We start from the raw sequence: 21346 nt of genomic DNA, 5'->3' as shown, positions 1-21346 counted from the left end.
ATGTTGTTTAATTCCTTAGCCTTTGCCCTATTTTTACCGCTCGTTTTTTTATTGTATTGGTTTGTTTTCAACAACTCTCTAAAATGGCAAAATCTTTTAATCGTTGTAGCCAGTTATGTGTTTTACGGATGGTGGGATTATAGGTTTTTGATTTTGATTGCTTTCAGCACAGTAGTGGATTATGTTGTGGGAAAACAAATGGAAGCAATAACTAAAACAACAAAAAGAAAACTTTTGCTGGGCATTAGTTTGGTTTGTAATCTTGGACTGCTGGGGTTTTTTAAATATTACAACTTTTTTGTAGATACCTGGGCAGAAGCATGGCTCCTGTTTGGCATTTCGATGGAGCGGTCTACACTTAACATTATTTTGCCAGTGGGGATCAGTTTTTACACGTTCCAAACCCTGAGCTATACCATAGATGTTTATAGAAAAAAGGTAGGTGCCACCAAAGATTTAATGCAGTTTGCTGCTTATGTGTCCTTTTTTCCGCAATTGGTAGCCGGTCCCATAGAGCGCGCTAATCAATTTTTGCCACAATTCAGGGTAAAACGAAAGTTTGATACCGTTTTTGCTCTTCGAGGATTTAATTTGATTATTTGGGGTCTATTTAAAAAGATGGTTGTCGCAGATAACTGTGCTTTTTTTGTCAACCAAATTTTTGACCATCCTGAAAATCATAACTCCATGACTCTTTTTTTTGGAGCTATTTTATTTGGCTTTCAAATTTACGGCGATTTTTCAGGCTATTCTGATATTGCCATTGGGACAGGACGTTTGTTTGGTTTTCGATTGATGACGAATTTTAAATTTCCATATTTTTCCAGAGATGTAGCAGAGTTTTGGCGTCGTTGGCATATCTCTCTGTCCACATGGTTTCGGGATTACCTTTATATTCCTATGGGAGGATCTAGAGGAACATTTAAACAAAAGATAAGAAATGTACTCGTTGTATTTTTGGTAAGTGGATTTTGGCATGGCGCTAATTGGACTTTTGCACTTTGGGGTGGCCTTCATGCCTTGTTTATTCTGCCACTTTTTATTGTAAAAAAAAATCGTAAACATATAATTTCAACGCGGTTTTCTGTGAATCAGATTTTTAAAATCAGCTTTACTTTTTGTTTGGTTACTTTGGCCTGGGTTTTTTTTAGAGCAGATAACATAGAGTTGGCTTTTGAATACGTCATGCAAATTTTTAATTTTTCAGGAATGGCATTGACCTTCTTTGTTAAAACACCGAAGATCATCCTATTTAGTTTGATCGTCTTGTTTAGTAGTATCGTTTTATTGATGTTTGAATTTTTAGCGGTTCAGAAAAATGAAAAAGAAGTTGTTCTATCCTCCAAGACGGCTTTTTTCATAGGGTTGATGATTTTGTTTATGGGGATTTTTAAAAATCCGGAAACCTTTATATATTTTCAGTTTTAACTATGAGAGCCTTTTTAAAACATATTGGTTGGTTTCTTATTCTGCTTATGGGATGTGCCACTCTGCTATCTGAAGGAAGTTTGTTTTTTTTGCGACATTCCTCATTTTACAAGCCTTCTTTTGTGGCAAATGCTTTGAAACAAAAGGCTTATGATTATATTGTGTTAGGCTCTAGTATTGGGTTGACCACCCTTAACACGAAGGTTATTGATAATGCTTCAGATTTGGAGGGCGTGAATTTAAGTATGGATGATACTGGAATAGGTACCCAATGTTTAATGCTTGAACATTTTTTAGCTCAAGGTAAGTCCACAAAATATTGCGTTCTTTCTGCAAGTGTTGCAGATTTAAATACCAAGCATCCTGGTTTAAGTGTTAATAATTATCGGTTTTTACCCTATATTAGAAGGAACTATGTCTCATCTTATTTTAATGAATTTAAGGAGGGTGACGCTAACATTATTTTATGGTCCAAGTATTTTTCTTTTGCAGGTGTTTTTTATTATAATTTGGAATTATTTTATCCATCTATTTTGAGTGCATTTAGACCTAACATGAAGAACAGGTTTGATGGAGCAGGAAATTATCAGTATCCTCTTGAAAATTTAAAAGGACACGAAAAGTTAACCTTTACGACGTTACCCATAAATTTACAAAATCCTTATTTAGAGCGTTTAAACATGTTGTGTAAAGAAAATAATATAACATTGGTCGTTTATATACCACCGATGAAAGGCAAAAATGTCGTTTTTTTAAATGATAATTATAAAGTGATCAATCATAGTGCAATTCTTGATGATGCCTATTTTTTTTATGATCCCATTCATGTTAATCTTGCAGGTAATAAACAGGTAAGTCTGAAGTTTGCTGAAGATTTAAAATTATTAATAAAAGGACTGCCATGACATCCAAACCTGCAGTAGCGATCTATTCCGGGGATATTCCGGGTACTACGTTTATAGAGCGTTTGGTGTTGGGATTGGCCCTTAGCGGACAAAGGGTATACCGATTTGGATTTTTAAAAGCTCCCGTTGCGTATCCCAAAACGGTTAAGGTTGTAGGTTATAGAAATACAAAAATAGGGAAGGGGCTTCACTTGTTGCAATACACATTATTGCTTATTCTATTTAGGTATAAGGATAAGCGCCAATTGGATAAGTTCTTAAAGGAAACAGCTACCCATTTGACTCGGGCTAAAGTAAAAGCCTATCCGGTATTGTGGCATCGCCCGGAGGTATTCCATGTGCAATGGGCCAAGGATTTGAATAACTGGATGTGGGTGCAGAGTTTCGGTATGAAGTTGGTGCTTAGTTTACGAGGGGCTCACATTAATTATTCACCGATTGCCAATGATAAACTGGCTGCGATGTATCGTGCCCATTTCCCCAAAGTTGATGGGTTTCATGCCGTTTCTAAAGCTATAGCTCAAGAGGCTGAAGGTTATGGTGCACTTAAGGCACGGATCGCTGTGGTTTACAGCGGCCTGAATTTGGAGGCTTTAGAAGCTGAGAAGCTAGATGGTTCTTCGGTTTTTGAGATGGTTTCGGTAGGACGTTCACATTGGATAAAGGGCTATCATTATGCGTTGGATGCCTGTAAACAGCTTAAACATGCTGGAATACCATTCAAGTATACCATTATTGGTGCTGCGCATGATATTGAGCTGTTGTATCAGATTAAAGATCTAGGCCTTGAAGATGAGGTGGTGCTTTTGAAGCATACCCCTTTTGACCGTGTACAGTTGTTAATTCGTAAGGCCTCTGTGCTATTGTTGCCCAGTTTAAAAGAAGGAATCGCTAATGTGGTCCTGGAAGCCATGAGTTTGAGAACTTTGGTGCTAAGTACGGATTGTGGGGGCATGGGGGAAGTTATTAACGATGGTGTTAACGGTTTTTTAGTGCCTATAAGAAACCCTAAGGCCATAGCAGATAAGCTTATTGAAATTAGGGCATTGTCTAATGAAAGCAAGAAACAGATTAGTAATAAGGCGTATAATACGGTTACAGAACAACACCAATTGGAACAGATGGTTAAGGGTATGCAGGCCTTATATGGTGATGTACTGCATAATAATGGCAAAGGGCATCATGGTTAAGAATTAGGAATGTATATGAAAAGGACAAAAAGAATAAAAATAGGATTGGTTTTGATTGCCGTACCTGGGTATTCTGAGACTTTTTTCAGGAATAAGATACACGGTTTGCAAGCCAATGGTATTGAGGTTGTTCTATTTGTAAATGATTTTAAACGAGATGAAGATAATTTAGGCTGTAAGGTCATTTCAGCTCCTGATTTTAGTAAAGGGGTATTAAAAACTGTTATTACAAGTTTATGGCTTATAGTGAAAGCTCTATTTATTCAACCCAAAAAAAATTATAACTATTTCTGGCTTGAGCGAAAGGACGGTATATCCGTTAAGAACTGTGTTAAACATATTATTCGTCATCAGTATGTATTCTCGGAATCATTGGATTGGTTGCATTTTGGTTTTGGAATGTTAGCCATAGATCGAGAAAATGTGGCCAAAGCCATTGGTGCTAAAATGGCGGTTAGTTTTAGAGGTTCCGATCTCTATTTATCACCTTTAAAGCACCCGGGTTGCTATAGCCGACTCTTTACCAAGCCGGTTAAGTATCATGTGTTGTCCTTGTCGATGCAAGAGACCTTGACAGCCTATGGAATCTCTAAGACAATGGTTTGGGTAATCCCGCCAGCCATTGATGTGAATTTTTTTAATAAGACTCATGGAGAAGATGCTTTACCAGGGCTTAATTTTTTAACCGTTGCGCGCTTACATTGGAAAAAGGGATTGGAGTATACCTTGGAGGCCTTAGCATTATTAAAAAATAAGGGCCTTGTGTTCCATTATTTTATCATCGGAACGGGGGATCAATATGAGCGCTTGGTTTTTGCGGCACATCAGTTAGGACTTAAAGATAGTGTTACATTTTTGGGTAAATTAACGCCTAAAGAGGTTAGAGCTTATATGGCACAATCTGACATTTATTTACAATACAGTATTCAAGAAGGTTTCTGTAATGCTGTTTTGGAAGCTCAAGCCATGGGCAATCTATGTGTAGTGAGTGATGCCGAAGGGCTTCCTGAAAATGTCCTGCACAATAAAACGGGTTGGGTGGTACCCAAAAGACAACCCCAAGCACTGGCAGATCAAATTCAAGACATACTTGCTTTGCCGGATTCGAAAAAGGAAGGTATAAGAAATCAAGCCGTGAATAGAGTACAAACCAAGTTTAGGTTAGAACATCAAGAACGGGACTTTTATGATTTTTACAGTGAATTAAGAGTTAATGGATAAAAAAAACATAGCGATCTCTATGACAATTTATGAATGGTTCCGGCAGGTTACATTTCCCTTAATGCCCGTTCACTTACAAACGGTACATAAAGATATTAAGACCTTGGTAATGAAAACTAAGCAAGGGAAGGACCTAGTCCATATATTGGATGTTGGTGGCAGAACGACGCCCTATACCATTGGGATACCGGCGCGGGTTACACTATTGGACGTACCTCAGGAGCCCGGGGTGAAAGCGCAGTTGGGGTTAGGGTTTACAGAAACTAATTTGAAGCAAATACAGAAAAAACGGTCTAATATTTCTGGATTCATCATCCAGGATATGACCAAATCTACACTTAATGATAATCAATATGATGGGGTGGTTTCTGTTGAAGTTATAGAACATGTGGAGGCCGATGCACGTTTTGTCCGGAATATCTATAAGGTGATCAAACCAGGGGGGTGGGCCTATTTTACAACACCAAATGGCGATTATATCAAAAATGAAGGTCCCGATAAAAATCCGGACCATATTCGGCATTATACTAAAATACAGTTGCAAACACTTTTAGAAACGTATTTTGATACCGTTGATGTGCATTATGCCGTGAAAACCGGACCATATCGTGTACAAGGTTTAAAAAGCTATAGCTTAAAAAGACCATTGCAAACCCTAAAATCTATTTATGCTAATATTGTAAATAGGTTTCAATCTAAAGGTATAGAAAACACCTCGCAAGAAACCGCGCATTTAGTGGCTATTGGTTATAAGTAAATAAAGTGGAACTATTAAATACCACATGATATGTTAAAAAAAATAATTTCAAAGGTTAGGTGTTATATAGGTAATCTTACAAAAACCACACAAGAAAGGAGACATGGGCTTGTAGGTAATCCTAAGGTTTGGAAATATGCTCGTGATTTTCAATTTCAATTTCTTTTAGATCAAGGTCTACAAAAAACAGATAAGTTAATGGATATTGGATGCGGAACGCTTAGAGGAGGTATTCCAATGATTCAATATCTTAATAAAGGTAATTATTATGGGATGGAAGTAAGGGGCGCAGTTTTAGATGAAGGCAGAAAAGAGATAAAATCAGCCAAATTAGAGTATAAAAATCCAAATTTAATTTCGTTTAAACATTTCTCTGAAGTAAAACTTGACGTACAGTTTAACGTAATGTTTGCTTTTTCTGTTTTAATTCATTTGGAAGATAAAATTGCAGACCGCTGTTTTCAATTTGTCTCAAAATCATTAGCAGTGGGAGGGGTTTTCTATGCTAATGTTAATATTGCTGAACATAAAGAAGGAAATTGGTTGGAATTTCCAATTGTTTTTCGCAGTCAAGAATTTTATAATGATTTAGCGGCTAAAAATGGCATGACAGTGGAAGTCATGGGGAATTTATTAGGATTAGGCCATAATACAGGTAAAAAAATGGATAGGCAACAGATTATGTTGAAATTTATGAAAATTTAAGAAAGCTAAAATGCTTAGTTGAAGTTATTAAAGAAATAAGCTTTTTAAAGCTATGAATAAATTTGAAGAGGTTAAACACAAAGATTTTGCTTAAATCTCCATGATTGTTTTAAAAGAGTTTATTTTTAAATTAAGTATATTCAAAAAATACTTCTATTAATGGAATGAGTCAGTATAGTAATCATCATCCGATTTTAATTTTAATTCATGCTGTGTCATCATATCTTGTTCCTTATTAGAGATATTAGAAACACGATACCAAAAGATTATTTAGTGAATGAAACAAAAAGTATTTGTTATAGGATTTCAAAAAACAGGAACCACTTCTTTAGAACATGCCTTACAGTATTTAGGCTATCGTGTTTATGGAGGGGATAAAAATTTAATGAAATATACGAATTCGGATGACTTAAAAGCGTACATTAAAACCACACTACATTCTTGGGATGCTGTACAAGATATGCCCTGGCCTTTATTTTATAAAGAACTTTATGAAATTTATCCGGAAGCCAAATATATATTGACTCTTAGAAATACGAATACATGGATTAGAAGTGTGGTAACCTATTTTGCAAGTATTAGAATTCCCTTACATAAAACGATTTATGGGGTTCCTTGTGCGGAAGGCTATGAGTTTCGCTATAAAGAAGTTTATGAGCAGACTAATGCCCGAATTTTAAAATTTTTTAAAAACAAACCTAATTTTTTAGTTATGGAAATGGAAAAGGATTTTAATTACCAGACCTTATGTGGTTTTTTAAATATAGATGAAATTCCCCAGGAAGCTTTTCCTCATGCAAGACATAATAAAAAACGTAAATTGCCAAACTATAAATTATATCGAGATTTACGTTCACTATACTGGAATTTTAAGAAAAACTATTAAAAAAAACTTTTGAAACTACTCTTATTTCACACCTATAATAAAGGTTATCTCTCCAGTTTCTTTCATGAACTTTCTGTAAAGTTAACTCAAGAAGGACATGAAGTGGTTTGTTTTTCATGGAAAGCCTCAGAAAGGGAATCCATTATAGATTCTGTAAAAGTAATTGTAAAACAAAAGGGGAACTATTTTAGCAATTATTATAATGTTTATACCATTATAAAAAGAGAAAAACCAGATGTTATTCTATCCAATTTTAGTTATTCTAATCCGGCGTTACTTTTTGGTAAATTATTAGGTGTAAGACAAAATATTACATGGTTTCATTCTTTGAATGAACAAATGAATACTTCATTCAAAAATATTTTTATAAAAAAACAATTTTTAAAATTAGCAGATACCGTTATTGCTAATTCTTTTATTACTGAGGCACAGCTAAATAAAGTTTATAAAGTACCTGAACCAAAGCTAGAAGTCGTGCCTTTCTGGACAAACATTCAAGAACAGAAAGACTATGCTAGTAATAAATTTTATAATTCTTCTGACATTTTAAAGATTGGCTGTCCTGGGCGATTAACAACTCATAAAAATCAAAATGTTGTAATACAGGCTTTATCAAGAATAAAGGAAAGCCAATACCATAAGTTTCATTTATATTTTGCCGGAAGCGGCAATAATAAAAATAGTTTGAATACAGCGGTGTCCAACTTGAATCTATCTGACAACGTTTCTTTTTTAGGAACGCTCTCTCCTGAGGAAATGGTGGATTTTTATAAAAGTATGGATATTATTGTTTTACCAAGTTTACATGAAGCTTTTGGGTTGGTGTTAATTGAAGCATTGGCTTTAGGAGCTCCAGTTATAGTGTCGTCTAGATTTGGTGCCTTAATGTTTATTAAAGAGAACAAAGGCATACTAGAAGACATTACTTTTAATCCTGAATCTGTTGAATCACTTGTAGATAAATTAATTCCTTATTTTGAAGGCGATAATAGCGATAGAAGTTGTTTTAAAAAATTATATAACGATAACTTTAACAAGGGCAATATTTATTTTAAAATAAAAAGTATTATTCTAAAAGATTAATAAGAAATGAATTATTTATGTGTTTCATGTAATCCCTATATTATAAAATATGTTGTTTAACTTTTTAAAGTATTTACAGCCTACGCATTATTTTCAGTGTTATAGAACTAACGGGGAATCAATTTTTCCAATAATGGGTAAGTTGCCTGATACGATTTTGAATCAACTAATACCAGATACTCACTATCTATCTAAACAAGCACAAGCTTATGATTTGTCATGGCAGGCTATACAGAGTGGTTTTGTGGGAGAAGTTCCAACGTATACCGTGTTTGAAGCGTTGTCCACTCGGGATAATTATCACTTTATACGCAAATATTTTCATCCGGCATGGGTGCTTTATGTGTTGTTTTTAAGATTAGTTTCTTTTCATAACCCTGTTAAAGAAATATGCGCTTGGTACACTACAAGAGGAATAAAACAAGTTCAATTTGGTTCCAGACCAATTTGCCATCCGAAATGGCAAACTTACGATTATCATATACTAAAAAACTGCCCAAAGGTTAGTGTAATTATTCCCACTCTAAACAGATATGAACATCTAAAAGCTATTTTACAGGACCTGGAACAACAGGATTATAAAAATTTTGAGATTATCGTAGTAGATCAATCCACCCCTTTTGACCCTTCGTTTTACAATGCCTTTAATCTTGATATTCAACTCATTAGACAAGAGGCAAAGGCCCTATGGTTAGCCAGAAATACGGCTGTAAAACGAGCTAAAGGTGCATTGATAGCGTTATCTGAGGATGATGTAAGGATACAACCTGATTGGATTTCCAATCATCTTAAATGTCTAGAATATTTTAAAGCAGAGGTATCGGCCGGTGTGTTTTATCCCAAGGGGAAATCCATTCCCAAAGCACGTTCCTTTTTTGCTGTGGCCTCTCAGTTTGCAACAGGAAATGCCATGTTGTACAAACATGTTTTTAATACCGTGGGGTTATTTGATCGCCAGTTTGAGAAGCAACGCATGGGAGATGGTGAGTTTGGTTTACGGGTCTATTTATCTGGGATTAAAAGTATCTCTAATCCCATTGCATCTTGCGTAGATGTGAAGGCAAGTACAGGTGGCTTACGTGAGTTGGGGAGTTGGGATGCCTTCAGACCATCTAAATTTTTCGCTCCAAGACCTATTCCCAGTGTATTATATTTTTATAGACGTTATTTTGGTAATGGAGCAGCTCGCTTAGCCTTGTTAAGAACCATACCTTTATCAATAGTACCGTATCAATTTAAAAAAAACCGTTCACTGCTTATATTAGGTGGCATTATAAGTGTTTTATTCTTACCTTTTGTCTGTTACCAGGTTTACAGGTCCTGGCACTTGTCCGGTAAAAAATTGAAACAGGGCCCCTTAATTGATGTTTTAGAATAATGACAAGATCAAAACGTATCCTTATCGTCAGCTCTGAGTTTCCTCCCCAACCGGGGGGCATTGGTAATCACGCTTATAATTTGGCCAGGGCCCTAAAGGAGTCTAATTTTGAAGTTACGGTGTTGGTTGATGCCAGAAGCAATTCAGGTAAAATAGAAAGGGATTTTGATTCCGGATTACCCTTTGCGGTTAAACGGATTGCAGTTTCCCGGGTGCGTTTTATAATGTACATCAAACGCCTTCTATATTTCAATACATTAAAAAAAGGGCAGGATTATATCCTGGCTTCCGGTAAATTTTCCCTGTGGCTGGTGGGGTTCGGTAACGTGTTTGGTAAAACACCTTGTCTGGCGGTAATTCATGGCACAGAGGTTAATTTTAAATCGCCGCTTTTAAAATGGTCGGTAGCCAGGGCCCTAAAACGGTTCGATGGGGTCGTGGCCGTGTCCAACTATACCAAACACCTGGTGGATCCTTTAAAACTAAAACAGGTAAAGGTCATTCCCAATGGCTACGATGCTCAGATATGGACCCCCAAATCCAATGAAGCAGCCCCCCTCCTTGAAGGTCGTCCGAAACTAATCACCGTAGGGCGCCTGTCACCACGTAAGGGCCAGACCCGGGTAATTGGACATTTGCCACGATTGGTTAAAGTCTTCCCCGAGGTGCATTACCATTGTGTGGGGATAGACACCGAAAAAGACGCTTGTTTGGAATTAGCCCAGTGTTTGGGGGTTCAGGATCATCTCCATATTCATGGGGAAGTGTCTCAGGACGCACTTATCAAACACGTTGCACAATCGGATATCATGGTCATGTTAAGTACAGCGTCCCCAACCGGCGATGTGGAAGGCTTTGGAATTGCCATTCTGGAAGCCAATGCTTTGGGTATTCCTGCCATCGGGGCCAGGGGATCGGGTGTAGAGGATGCCATTCAGGATGGGTTATCCGGGCTGTTAATAGATGGAACCGATGCTGATGCCCTTGCGGATGCCGTAGCCACCATTATGAATCACAAAACTGAATTTAAAAAACAGGCCCTTTTATGGGCGGAGCAGCATCAATGGCGTCATATTATTAGGCAGTATATAGCTGTTTTAGAGGGTATGGGGTAATTTTAGATCAAATTCCCCTTTCTCCCACTTATCAGTGGGATTCATACCCCTCTTTATCTCAAGAGGGGAACAAGAAAGATGAATGTCCCTTGTTCCTCCCTTGTTCATAAGGGAGGTGGCTAAAGGCTAAAGCCTTTAGACGGAGGGTTTAGAAAAAAAAATGTAAACCTGGATAATTTAAATCAAACTCCCCTTTCTCCCGCTTAACAGCGGGATTCATCCCCCTCTTTACCCAAAGAGGGGAGCAAGAAAGATGAATGTACCTTGTTCCTCTCAAGGCCATTTTTTCGAAGAACCCGAGTCGGTCATTCATAATCCAAAATAGCCTCTGGAAACACCAGTGTTTATAGGGCTTAAGAAGGATGCGCATAAAATTAAATTCTTTGCCTACAGCTTCATCATTTCTTGCTTAGAAAATTAAATTCTTTGCCTAGAGCTTTTTCATTTCTTGCTTAGAAAAAAAAATTCTTTGCCTAGAGGTTTGTCATTTCTTGCGCATAAAATTCTAATTTCTGCGCAGGGAATTTGGAAGGTCTTCCCAAGCTCATAATTGCAGTGCAAAATGATGCTTCTCGTCGAGCATTTGGCTCCTTGACAAGATCGTCTTTTTGCTTTATTCCGGAAGTGTGATGAAATTAATATCGGCATGGTATCTCTAATTCCTTTTCTATGTTCTTTTTATGATTGCCGTAAAAAGAGGGGAGCAAGCTCGTTTAATGTTTTTGAAATTTAGACGGAGGGTTTAAAATAAACTTAAATAATTCCAGATAATTTTAAATCAAACTCCCCTTTCTCGGTTTACTTGGCCTGCCCGCCAGCTCGCCCCATCGCTAAATCTATCCACTGGATAGATTTCTAACGCTCGTTCGCCCTTGTTCATAAGGGAGGTGGCTAAAGGCCTGAGCCTTTAGACGGAGGGTTTAAAATAAACTTGAATAATTCCAGATAATTTTAAATCAAACTCCCCTTTCTCGGATTACTTAGCCGGCCCGCCAGCTCGCCCCATCGCTAAATCTATCCACCGGATAGATTTCTAACGCTCGGTCGTCCTCTTTACCCAAAGAGGGGAGCAAGTGGGTTTAATGCCTTTGTCATTCATAACGAGCGTAGCGAAGTGAAGAATCTCTTGCTTAATCCTTTACACTTATCCTGAAGACTACTTAAATGACCTGGTTTTTATACCGTAGCAAAATCCAGCCAATGGATTGCGTAGGACAGAGGAGCATTGCCTAAGCGAAGCGGTTGCAATGCGCATGATAAGCCATTGGTGCCAGATTTTCAAGGAATAAAAAGCAAGTCTAGAGTTTTTGCATACTTTTTTATCAATGAAAAAAGTATGGAATGCCAGCAAACAAACCGTTGATTTTAAGCACTACTGTCATTCAGAGCCGAGTGAAACGCAGCGAAGCATCTCACTTCCATGCAACCAGATGCTTCAATCGGTCGTAAACGCCCTTTTTCATAAGGACAAAAATTAGCGTTCACCCTTTACATGGATTATTCTAATGCTTCCCAATGGCAGGTTGCCAATACGTGTTACAGGTCAGCGTGAAATGCACATAACACCGAAAATAATTTTTAAGTTAAAATAAAAATGGCAACTTTGTTGGACGCTTATGAAACTCGCTATCATCTCCCATACAGAACATTACATAAATCCTGATGGTACGGTACTTGGTCTGGGAGCAACCGTTACCGAAATCAATCATTTATTGCATGTTTTCGGCGAAATTTATCATGTGGCCATGCTTCATTCGGGCCCTGCACCGACCAATATGTTAGCCTATACATCAGATAGGATTAAATTCATTCCTATTCCTGCTGTTGGAGGTCATGGTTTATGGGATAAGTTTTTTATGTTGAGTCAGATCCCTGGGATTATATTCACAATAAGAAAAGTTTTAAAGCAATGTGATTATTTTCAATTTAGGGCGCCTACAGGTATTGGTGTTTTTGTTATTCCGTATTTGATAGCATTTAGTTCTAAGAAAGGCTGGTTTAAATATGCCGGAAATTGGGGGCAAGTACGTCCACTTTCTTATCGTTTTCAACGGTGGTTGCTAAGAAATCAAGATAGAAAAGTGACTATTAATGGTGTTTGGGAACAGCAGCCTAAGCACTGTTTGACTTTTGAAAATCCGTGCTTGACCTTAAAAGAGATTGAAGAGGGACATGACATTGTTAAAAACAAGCAGCTTGGTGATGATGCGGTCAACTTATGTTTTGTTGGACGTTTGGAGGAAGAAAAGGGAATAGGCATTATTATTGAAGCTTTGCATAATTTATCATCTACAATCAAAAACAAAATTGGGGCAATACATATTGTTGGTGGTGGAAGTTTGGCATCTCAATATAAAGAAAAATCCAACAAAATAAACTTGAATATGATATATCATGGATTGTTGTCCCGAATGGATGTTCACCAAATTTATAAACAATGCCACTATATTATTTTACCATCGGCTTCGGAAGGTTTCCCCAAAGTAATTACTGAAGCTTTGAATTATGGCTGTATACCTATTGTTTCTAATATTTCTGCTATTGGGTATTATATAAAACATAATGTGAATGGGTTTTTATTGGATGGTCTCGGCGTAGCCTCTCTAGAGAAAGCTTTAGAAGATCTTTTGAGTAGACCTAATGGGGATTATATTAACCTAGTACAAAATGATAGGGAATTGCTTGAAAAATTTTCTTATGACTATTATAATAGAAGATTAACGGAGAATGTTCTTTGATGGGCTAATAAGTTCTTTATTTTTTTTAACTTGTGGATTCCATGTAAGCACAATTTTTTTGATGAATATTAAAAAAATGATTTGGGCCATAAGACGCCATCCATTTTTATATCTAAGCAGATTTCGTCTATTATCTAAAGATTCTAGCGTTGATGAATTAGATGTTTATATTTATAATAGTATTAATCCTAAAGAGGATATTTCACCTTTTTTTTATGAAATTAATGAGCTTATATTTAAAGATTCATTACCAAAAACAGATTTAGAGTGTGTTAAGACATTGTGTAGATGGTTGAAAACCCATATTAGAGGTGGAGCTGGACTGAGTGAGCATTCAGAATTAGCACTCAAAAAAATGTTAAATAATAAGGGTGGCGTTTGTAGTGATATAGTGCAAGTATTTAATAATTTTTGCGTTTTAAATGGCATATCTGTTAGAGAGTGGGGATGCACACGAGCGCCTTTTGATAAAAGTTTTGGTGGGCACTCCTTTAATGAGGTTTTTATTACGGAATTAAACAAGTGGGTTTTGTTAGATGTTCCCAGCTGTATTATGTTTTATTATGAAGGTACTACACCCTTATCTGTAATTGAGTTCTATCAATTTTTAAGAGATAACAGAGCTATTCGCTTTGATAGTTTTTGTGAAATTGAGCGTGCAAATCATAATAGGGTTATACGCAATTTTTATAATACTATTCCCTTCTTGGTTTGTAATTATTCTAATAGGACTTATGATCTCTTTTTGAAACGGTTAAGGCCTTATGTTCCAATATTTGTAGTACATTTTATACTATATGTATTAAACAAAAGTTATCATTACCGATTTCCTATAGATGATTACAGGAAAATATTTCTTAAAGTTTAGGTTTTAGCGGATATTATGACTTAGTTATTATGGAAAGTTAGAATTGTTTTATTTTTTAATGCCATACCATTTAACCGGGATTATTTTATATTTACTTGTTTGTAACTCCCTAATTGTTTAAATAATTCTTGAAATTTAAAAATTTATATATAATTGCCATTGGACTACATGTTTTAATAGGTATGCTTATTTATTATAACGAGACCCTAGCCAAATTGTATTTTGCTTTGGCTTTACTCTTTTTTGTTTACCGCATAATAGTGGTTCCCGATAGCTCTAAAACAATTGAAATTTTAAAGACTTGTGCTTATTTTGTAGGGGCCGAGGTTTTATTGAGGATGACTAAAGGAGCTATTGCTTATGAGGCTTCGAAGTATTTAGTGATTGTATTTGTGATGATAGGTATGTTCTACAGAGGTATATCTGGCAAGGCCTATCCGTACTTTATATATTTAATGTTTTTGGTCCCCTCAATATTTGTGGCTTCAACCACTTTAAGCTTTGATGCTAATTTTAGAACCAATATTGCTTTTGTTTTATCTGGACCGATATGTTTAGGGTTGGCCGCTTTGTTTGCGTATGACAAAAAGATAAGCAACAAGGAACTCTCCGAAGTTTTGTTATATATATTATTGCCTATTATTGCCCATACTGCATATATTTATTTTTATACCCCAAGTATTAAAGAGGTGTTGTCCAGTACGGCATCAAACCGTGCCGCTTCGGGTGGTTTTGGGCCTAACCAGGTAGCCACAGTTTTAGGTTTAGGGATGTTTATTATCGCGGTTCGTCTTTTTACTAAATCACCAACACCAGTGTTAAAGATTTTAAATGCAGTTATACTGGTTTTAATATCCTATAGGGCGGTAGTTACCTTTAGTCGGGGAGGGGTTGTAACGGCGGTAATTGTCATAATCGCTTTTTTAGTGATTTATTTTTTTAAGGCTTCAGCACGAAAAAAGAATGAAATTTTTATGGTATTCCTGCTCTTTTGTCTCAGTTTAATGGCAACATGGGTAATCAGTTCCAAAGAATCGGAAGGGTATATTGACCTGCGTTATGCCAATAAGGATCATTTGGGTCGGGAAAAGGGTGATCTAACTACGGGACGCGTAGCCTTGTTTATGGATGAACTGGAAGGTTTTGTTTCTAGTCCCTTTTTGGGGATTGGATCCAGCAGGGCCAAAGATATGCGTTTGGAAATCGAAGGACAGGGAGTGACCTCCCATAGTGAAATTAGTAGATTATTGGCCGAACATGGCATTTTGGGTATTATAATGGTACTAATTCTGGTATTTAAACCTTTTGATTTAAGGTCTCGAAATAAAAGCAATTATTATTTTTATGCCTTTTTGTGTTTTTGGTTTTTAACTATTAATCATTCCTCTATGCGGATTGCGGCTCCAGCCTTTATTTATGCCTTATCTTTGTTAAAAATTGTAAATGTCAAACCTACTGTACATAGGAAACAGGTTAAAGCATAAACAGTCTAATGAAACTGGCATAAACAACCTTGGATACTTATTGGAATTGGAAGGGGATCACTTAATTTATGCCTCTACAAAGAAAAATAAGGTCCTCAGGCTTTTGGACATGCTGAGGGTGTGTTTTAAGTACAGAAAAAAAGCAGATTATGTGCTTATTGATACGTACAGCACCTTAAATTTTTGGTATGCGGTTTTGGTCTCCCAGTTATGCAGAGGATTAAAATTGCGCTATATTCCTATTTTACATGGGGGTAACTTAGAATCGCGGTTAAAACATAACCCCCGTTCCTGTCGGTTACTGCTCAAATATGCCTATAAGAGCATCGCCCCGTCCCTTTTCCTAAAGGCTACTTTTGCCCGTTATGGGTATAATCAGGTAACACATATCCCCAATAGCCTTAGCCTGGCCAATTATCCGTTCGAGACCAGACCCTTACACCACCTGAACATCCTATGGGTACGCTCCTTTTCGTCTATATATAACCCGCAATTGGCCGTAAGGATTTTAAGAAGCTTAAAAGATCAGGGCCTGGTGGCCACTTTGTGTATGGTGGGACCCGATAGTGGTGACGGTAGTTTTGAATCCACCAAACAGTTGGCCAAAGCATTGCAGGTTCATGTTACCTTTACCGGTAAGTTGCCTAAAGCGGAATGGGTAACCCTGTCTAAGGCTTACAATCTATTTATAAACACGACCCATGTGGATAATATGCCCGTTAGTGTGATAGAGGCCATGGCCTTAGGTCTTCCGGTGGTATCCACCAATGTGGGTGGTATGCCCTATTTAATTGAACACGGTACCGATGGTTTGCTCGTGGACCCCGATGACACACATGGTTTTGTGGAGGCCATAAAACAATTAAGGTCAAATCCCGGGCTCCTAATGCACATCACCCAAAAAGCACGACAGAAAGCGGAATCCTTTGATTGGACTATAGTTAAAAAACAATGGTGGAATGTTTTAAAGTAAAGCGGAATTTAATACATTTAAGGTGGTATCTTTATGCTGTGCTATTAATTCTTAATCTTCATGCCCAATCTAAATATTCATTTCAATATTTCAGAGCGTAAAGTCCTTCTCAGGATGTGCGATATACTTTTCGTTTTAGGGTTACTCTACGGCGTTGGCATCAGTTTTGATTTCGATTATTTCAGTATCAATAAAGAAAACTGGACCTGGGTTTTTGTACTGATTGTATACATTTCCATATTCGGAACCGTCTTTGAACTCTACGATCTTCAAAAATCAAGTAGGTTGGAATCGGTCATTCCCAATATTGTCCTGACCGCATCGGTAACCGTGTTGTTCTATTTTTTAACCCCGTTTTTCACTCCCTTTTTACCGGATAATCGTTTACAGATCCTCTATTTTTATTTTTCCATTCTAAGTGCTTTGTTGATTTGGCGGTATATGTATCTCACCTTTGTGGTTTCCCCGCGTTTTTATAAAAGGGTGCTTTTAATTGGTGAAATCTCCAATATCGAAAGTATTATCAATGCCTTTAAGGAAGCCGATCCCAACTATAAGATTATTGGGTTTATAAATTGTGAGCTGGAAAAACCTGAAAGCCTGCGTTTTTTGGGAATTCCGGAATATAATCCCACCGAAATCCATAAAATCATTGAGGAATTTGACATTAAAGAAATCGTGGTAGCCACTTATAACTCCGAAAATATAACCTCGGAGATCTATCATAAGCTTATTAATCTCCTGGAAACCGGGTTTCCCATCAAGGAATATACCCAGGTGTATGAGGAAATGACCTATCGTGTTCCCGTACAGTTTGTTGGTAAGGATTTTTACAAGTACTTCCCGTTTAGTCGCAGCAATCAAAATAAACTCTACCTGTTTTTCAGGCGCCTTTCGGATATTTTGATCGCGTCAATTGGGGTTGTTATCGGAAGTATAATGGTGCCTTTCATCCTGTTAGGAAACGCTATTGGGAATAAGGGCCCCTTATTTTATATTCAGGACCGTATTGGTAAAAATGGAGAGGTATTTCGGATGATCAAATTTCGAACCATGATTCGGGATGCGGAACACCAGGGTGCCGTATGGGCCACTAAAAATGATACGCGCATTACCACCTTCGGGAAATTCCTGAGAAATACCAGATTGGATGAATTCCCCCAATTTATAAATATTTTAAGGAGTGACATGAGCTTGATCGGGCCCCGGCCGGAGCGGCCGCACTTTGTCAGGGAATTGTCCCAGTTATTGCCGTTTTATGAAACGAGGCACATTATTAAACCGGGACTTACAGGATGGGCCCAGGTTATGACGCGTTATGGGGCGTCGGTAGATGATAGCTTACTTAAACTGCAGTATGACCTGTACTACATCAAACACCGCAGTTTTTTTCTGGATATTAATATTCTCATAAAAACCATAAGTACCGTGATATTCTTCAGGGGGCAATAGGCGCACAGGGGTTAGGGCTGTGTACCTGATTCGGAATTATCTCGGGTTTCCATACGGGCATAGAAGTCCACCAAAAACACGTATCGGCAGGCTATGGCCACAAAAAGGGGTATGAGGGCTACGGCAAATACCTGAACACCAATAATCCAATGTAAGGTAAGCAGGCACCATAGGATGATTAAAAACTTCAGGTATTTTTGAAACCATTTGGCCGGTTTGGTTTTGATCAGTTGGGGGATGACCAAAAGATTGAGTGCAAAGGCCCACAACACATTGTAGTTTTGATGGGTCCCCGTGTGGTCTGTGGCAAACCATAGGAGTAAAATAAAAACACCAATGACCCCGGTAAGACTAAATAATACCACATCGATCCAAGGCGTTCGCCGGGTATTTTTAAAATCCTTGTAGGTGATGAAAAGAATTAGGAGCCCGATAAGGCCAAAAACAAACAGCGGACTGGTAAAAAAATTATGGGATGGGGTTACTTCCAGCTTCTCGAACAGTACACGGGGTTGCTTTACCAATGGTTTGTCGGGGTTTGATGCCATGGTAGCCGTATTAAAAAAGCGATAGATGTTTTCGGGGAGGAACATATGCTCATAGGGAGAGGCTTTCCTGTCGATGACCGATCCCAACGCCACATCTATCCCCACGGCGCCCCAGGAATTCAAGCTCACATGATCGTGGATGAGTTGCCTGAAGGTTTTGGCCTTAAACCCGTCCGGGGGATTAAAGGTAATATCATTTTGGGTCGTTTCTTCTACGACATCGCGAATACGGGTGGCACAATTATCGAAAAAGAATTCATAGAGATAGGCTCGGTTTTCCGGCTTGTAGTTATGTAACAGATACGCGAACAAGCCTTGTTTTTCGGATGGCGACAGGTTTAAAACCTGTGCTTTAATGGTCCGGTTTTGGGACACGTAACTTTCATAGAAATCTTCATAATAATCCAACCCGATCAAATAGTTTAATTTGCCCTGGGCGAATTTGAGGTAAAAATGCGGTGTCTGAAAGTCGTAAACCCCATAGTTAAACACGAGGTCGATCCCTTTGATAGGGTCCTTTATTCGAAAGGCACTATGTCCGAAGGCATCGTTTAAAGCCGTCCCCGGACCTACGGTCAGCACACTTATTTCGGCTTCGGGGGATAATCGGTTTTGTTGTCCCTGGACCGTTGCGGTAAGCAGTAGAACAATAAGGACGAGCAGTTTTTTACACATGTCACACAGAAATTATCTAAAGATACTAAAATCGAGCTTTAAGGAAAATACATTGGAATACAGGGCCACACTTTGATCGCCAATATCGGTGAAGGCATAATCTATTTGTATGCCATTGTATTGAAAGCCTACCCCAAAACTGGGTTGAAATGTAAGTTGTTCGGAATTGTCAATTTGCAGCTCATTTTGGAAGTTTCCCATTCCTGCCCGTAAATAGACCATGTCGATATACGCAAACTCGAATCCCAAAGCCGGGTTGATACTGGCAAATGATGTTGAAATAACGTCATTGTTCTCTTCGAAACGAACATTCAGATTTACCGCAGTCAGTAGCTTATAATCATAATTAAAGGTGAGTAATTTGGAAATACCAAGATGTAATTTGGGGATGGTTATCTCGGTGGTTTCCGGGAGTTCCTGGTTTTGACCTTCTATGGCATTCCTGATGGTTTCAAATTCATCTTCATCAATGGCCCAGGCATTAAAGGTGGTGGTAATGTCCCGTGCCATCACCCCAAATTTCCAATCGTTTCCTGTTTTAAACTGAATACCCAAATCTAAGCCAAACCCCCATGAGGAGGCAAAATCCCCAATAATCCGTCGAATGACTTTGGCGTTTACCCCATAGTTCAGACCTTCAACGGGTAAGGCCCTGGCATAGGAAAAGGTAAGCCCGTAATCGGCCGTGGAAAAGAGACTAATGCGGTCGTAATTGATGTTGCCCTGATCATCGATCAGTTGGGTGGTATTTAGAATGTCATCCACAGCGAATCTAATTAATGAGACGCCAACTGCACTTCTATCGTCCAATGGCATGGCATAGGCCACATAATCATAGTTGGCGATATTGGCAAAATAACTGGAGTGCATTAAGGCCAGTTGATTGTCTTCAAGAGCCAACAGCCCTGCGGGATTCCAATAGCCCGAATTCACATCGGAAGAATGTGAGGTTACGGCACTGCTCATGCCCAATGCAGCAGCATCAACCCCAATATTCATAAATTCGTTGGAATATTTTCTGGTGGTCTGACTACTTAAGAGTAGTGTTAGAAAGGAGCATATGGTAACGAGGTAAACTTTCAATCACAAATTTTTTACAAATATGCACATAATTTACAATGTATAAACTTGAATTTGGGATAGATATTGTTTTCTGCTTATATTAAACGATATTTGTTTGTTATTTTTAATCAACCAAATAAAAGTATATGAAGCGACACATTCCGAATGCTTTTACGCTCTTGAATTTACTTTGCGGCAGTATTGGTGTTATATACGCGGTGAACGGCAATTTTGTTGCTGCAGGCCTATTTGTCTTTTTAGGGATTTTTTTCGATTTTTTTGACGGTTTTGCAGCTAGAAAACTGGAGGTCCAAAGCGATTTGGGCCTGCAATTGGATTCCCTGGCCGACATGGTAACCAGTGGTTTGGTGCCGGGGATTGTCATGTATAAGTTACTGGAATTGGCAGTGGTGGATTGGGTAGAGGTCGATCTGTCGGAAAATTTTGGTTTACCAGGCCTACCGCTTTTAGGATTACTGATACCCTTGGCTTCGGCCTATCGTTTGGCCCATTTTAATATCGATACCGAACAGCAAAGCTATTTTAAAGGCTTACCTACCCCGGCGAATGCCTTGTTTATCCTGTCGTTGGCTTTGATTTTGGAGTTTCAGAATAACGATGCCATGAATGCCATAATCTTGAACAAATGGTTTTTAATGACCGTAACGCTATTGAGCTGTTATCTCCTCAATTCAGGAATTAAATTATTTGCCTTAAAGTTTAAGGACTACCGTTTTAAAGGTAATGCGACACGGTATATTTTCATTATGCTTTGTATAATCCTATTGATTCTTTTACAGTTTTCAGCCATACCGCTGCTTATTTTACTGTATATAGCGATGTCTGTTTTAGATAATTATTCCTCAAATATATAAGTG

At 37.9% G+C, this 21346-nt stretch carries 18 protein-coding genes; 16 read left to right on the top strand and 2 right to left on the bottom strand.

The window, feature by feature from the left end; all coding sequences use genetic code 11:
• From MR054_RS00425 to MR054_RS00355, 15 genes are all read left to right on the top strand, one after another.
• Window positions 1–1428: an MBOAT family O-acyltransferase gene (locus MR054_RS00425; RefSeq protein ID WP_242155147.1), complete on the top strand. Its 1428-nt coding sequence runs from the start codon at window positions 1–3 to the stop codon at window positions 1426–1428.
• A gap of 2 nt (window positions 1429–1430) precedes the next feature.
• Window positions 1431–2333, top strand: coding sequence for a hypothetical protein (locus tag MR054_RS00420; RefSeq protein ID WP_242155145.1), 903 nt, complete (start codon window positions 1431–1433; stop codon window positions 2331–2333).
• Window positions 2330–3523 carry a glycosyltransferase family 4 protein gene (locus MR054_RS00415; RefSeq protein WP_242155143.1) on the top strand — a complete coding sequence of 398 codons (1194 nt, stop codon included), beginning with the start codon at window positions 2330–2332 and terminating at the stop codon, window positions 3521–3523. Before MR054_RS00420 ends, MR054_RS00415 begins: the two co-directional genes overlap by 4 nt.
• Before the next feature lie 15 nt (window positions 3524–3538).
• Window positions 3539–4744: a glycosyltransferase family 4 protein gene (locus MR054_RS00410; protein ID WP_242155139.1), complete on the top strand. Its 1206-nt coding sequence runs from the start codon at window positions 3539–3541 to the stop codon at window positions 4742–4744.
• Between the two features lie 109 nt (window positions 4745–4853).
• Window positions 4854–5501, top strand: coding sequence for a class I SAM-dependent methyltransferase (locus MR054_RS00405; RefSeq protein ID WP_242155137.1), 648 nt, complete (start codon window positions 4854–4856; stop codon window positions 5499–5501).
• 30 nt (window positions 5502–5531) lie between these two features.
• Entirely contained in the window at window positions 5532–6206 is a 675-nt protein-coding gene (locus MR054_RS00400; protein WP_242155135.1) for a class I SAM-dependent methyltransferase, read from the top strand.
• Window positions 6207–6483: 277 nt separating this feature from the next.
• On the top strand, window positions 6484–7092 hold the full coding sequence (locus tag MR054_RS00395) for a sulfotransferase family protein (protein ID WP_242155134.1): 609 nt from the start codon (window positions 6484–6486) through the stop codon (window positions 7090–7092).
• A 9-nt stretch (window positions 7093–7101) separates the two neighbouring features.
• Window positions 7102–8175 (top strand): glycosyltransferase family 4 protein, encoded by a 1074-nt coding sequence (locus MR054_RS00390; RefSeq protein ID WP_242155133.1) that lies wholly within the window; start codon window positions 7102–7104, stop codon window positions 8173–8175.
• 133 nt (window positions 8176–8308) lie between these two features.
• Entirely contained in the window at window positions 8309–9553 is a 1245-nt protein-coding gene (locus tag MR054_RS00385; RefSeq protein WP_242155131.1) for a glycosyltransferase family 2 protein, read from the top strand.
• Complete coding sequence (locus tag MR054_RS00380) at window positions 9553–10668, top strand: glycosyltransferase family 4 protein (protein WP_242155129.1); 1116 nt, start codon at window positions 9553–9555, stop codon at window positions 10666–10668. The genes MR054_RS00385 and MR054_RS00380 overlap by 1 nt, the downstream gene beginning before the upstream one ends.
• 1616 nt (window positions 10669–12284) lie before the next feature.
• Complete coding sequence (locus tag MR054_RS00375) at window positions 12285–13406, top strand: glycosyltransferase (protein ID WP_242155127.1); 1122 nt, start codon at window positions 12285–12287, stop codon at window positions 13404–13406.
• A 76-nt stretch (window positions 13407–13482) separates the two neighbouring features.
• Window positions 13483–14274 (top strand): transglutaminase-like domain-containing protein, encoded by a 792-nt coding sequence (locus tag MR054_RS00370; protein WP_242155125.1) that lies wholly within the window; start codon window positions 13483–13485, stop codon window positions 14272–14274.
• Window positions 14275–14402: 128 nt separating this feature from the next.
• Window positions 14403–15758, top strand: a complete 1356-nt coding sequence (locus MR054_RS00365) for an O-antigen ligase family protein (RefSeq protein WP_242155123.1) — start codon at window positions 14403–14405, stop codon at window positions 15756–15758.
• Window positions 15718–16731, top strand: coding sequence for a glycosyltransferase family 4 protein (locus tag MR054_RS00360; protein WP_242155121.1), 1014 nt, complete (start codon window positions 15718–15720; stop codon window positions 16729–16731). Before MR054_RS00365 ends, MR054_RS00360 begins: the two co-directional genes overlap by 41 nt.
• Before the next feature lie 60 nt (window positions 16732–16791).
• Entirely contained in the window at window positions 16792–18183 is a 1392-nt protein-coding gene (locus MR054_RS00355) for an exopolysaccharide biosynthesis polyprenyl glycosylphosphotransferase (RefSeq protein ID WP_242155116.1), read from the top strand.
• 11 nt (window positions 18184–18194) lie between these two features.
• Here the strand turns inward: MR054_RS00355 and MR054_RS00350 are convergent, their stop codons facing one another.
• On the bottom strand, window positions 18195–19406 hold the full coding sequence (locus MR054_RS00350) for a lipoprotein N-acyltransferase Lnb domain-containing protein (RefSeq protein WP_242155106.1): 1212 nt from the start codon (window positions 19404–19406) through the stop codon (window positions 18195–18197).
• A gap of 12 nt (window positions 19407–19418) precedes the next feature.
• The gene (locus tag MR054_RS00345; protein ID WP_476774948.1) at window positions 19419–20489 is read right to left on the bottom strand and encodes a putative type IX sorting system protein PorV2; all 1071 of its coding nucleotides are present in this window, start codon (window positions 20487–20489) and stop codon (window positions 19419–19421) included.
• A gap of 125 nt (window positions 20490–20614) precedes the next feature.
• Here MR054_RS00345 and MR054_RS00340 point away from each other — a divergent pair, with 125 nt between their 5' ends.
• Window positions 20615–21343, top strand: a complete 729-nt coding sequence (locus MR054_RS00340) for a CDP-alcohol phosphatidyltransferase family protein (protein WP_242155104.1) — start codon at window positions 20615–20617, stop codon at window positions 21341–21343.
• The last annotated feature ends 3 nt before the right edge of the window (window positions 21344–21346 follow it).

It is taken from the genome of Aestuariivivens sediminis, assembly GCF_022662105.1.
Classification (GTDB): domain Bacteria; phylum Bacteroidota; class Bacteroidia; order Flavobacteriales; family Flavobacteriaceae; genus Aestuariivivens; species Aestuariivivens sediminis.
The sequence above is the reverse complement of the archived record's forward strand: the minus strand, read 5'-3'. Positions and strand labels throughout refer to the sequence as shown.

What these genes read in the sequence shown, in the direction of transcription:
- MR054_RS00425 (WP_242155147.1), top strand. Translation starts at nt 1, where the DNA reads ATGTTGTTTAATTCCTTAGCCTTTGCCCTATTTTTACCGCTCGTTTTT.
- MR054_RS00420 (WP_242155145.1), top strand. Translation starts at nt 1,431, where the DNA reads ATGAGAGCCTTTTTAAAACATATTGGTTGGTTTCTTATTCTGCTTATG.
- MR054_RS00415 (WP_242155143.1), top strand. Translation starts at nt 2,330, where the DNA reads ATGACATCCAAACCTGCAGTAGCGATCTATTCCGGGGATATTCCGGGT.
- MR054_RS00410 (WP_242155139.1), top strand. Translation starts at nt 3,539, where the DNA reads ATGAAAAGGACAAAAAGAATAAAAATAGGATTGGTTTTGATTGCCGTA.
- MR054_RS00405 (WP_242155137.1), top strand. Translation starts at nt 4,854, where the DNA reads ATGAAAACTAAGCAAGGGAAGGACCTAGTCCATATATTGGATGTTGGT.
- MR054_RS00400 (WP_242155135.1), top strand. Translation starts at nt 5,532, where the DNA reads ATGTTAAAAAAAATAATTTCAAAGGTTAGGTGTTATATAGGTAATCTT.
- MR054_RS00395 (WP_242155134.1), top strand. Translation starts at nt 6,484, where the DNA reads ATGAAACAAAAAGTATTTGTTATAGGATTTCAAAAAACAGGAACCACT.
- MR054_RS00385 (WP_242155131.1), top strand. Translation starts at nt 8,309, where the DNA reads ATGGGTAAGTTGCCTGATACGATTTTGAATCAACTAATACCAGATACT.
- MR054_RS00380 (WP_242155129.1), top strand. Translation starts at nt 9,553, where the DNA reads ATGACAAGATCAAAACGTATCCTTATCGTCAGCTCTGAGTTTCCTCCC.
- MR054_RS00375 (WP_242155127.1), top strand. Translation starts at nt 12,285, where the DNA reads ATGAAACTCGCTATCATCTCCCATACAGAACATTACATAAATCCTGAT.
- MR054_RS00370 (WP_242155125.1), top strand. Translation starts at nt 13,483, where the DNA reads ATGATTTGGGCCATAAGACGCCATCCATTTTTATATCTAAGCAGATTT.
- MR054_RS00360 (WP_242155121.1), top strand. Translation starts at nt 15,718, where the DNA reads ATGTCAAACCTACTGTACATAGGAAACAGGTTAAAGCATAAACAGTCT.
- MR054_RS00355 (WP_242155116.1), top strand. Translation starts at nt 16,792, where the DNA reads ATGCCCAATCTAAATATTCATTTCAATATTTCAGAGCGTAAAGTCCTT.
- MR054_RS00350 (WP_242155106.1), bottom strand. Translation starts at nt 19,406, where the DNA reads ATGTGTAAAAAACTGCTCGTCCTTATTGTTCTACTGCTTACCGCAACG.
- MR054_RS00340 (WP_242155104.1), top strand. Translation starts at nt 20,615, where the DNA reads ATGAAGCGACACATTCCGAATGCTTTTACGCTCTTGAATTTACTTTGC.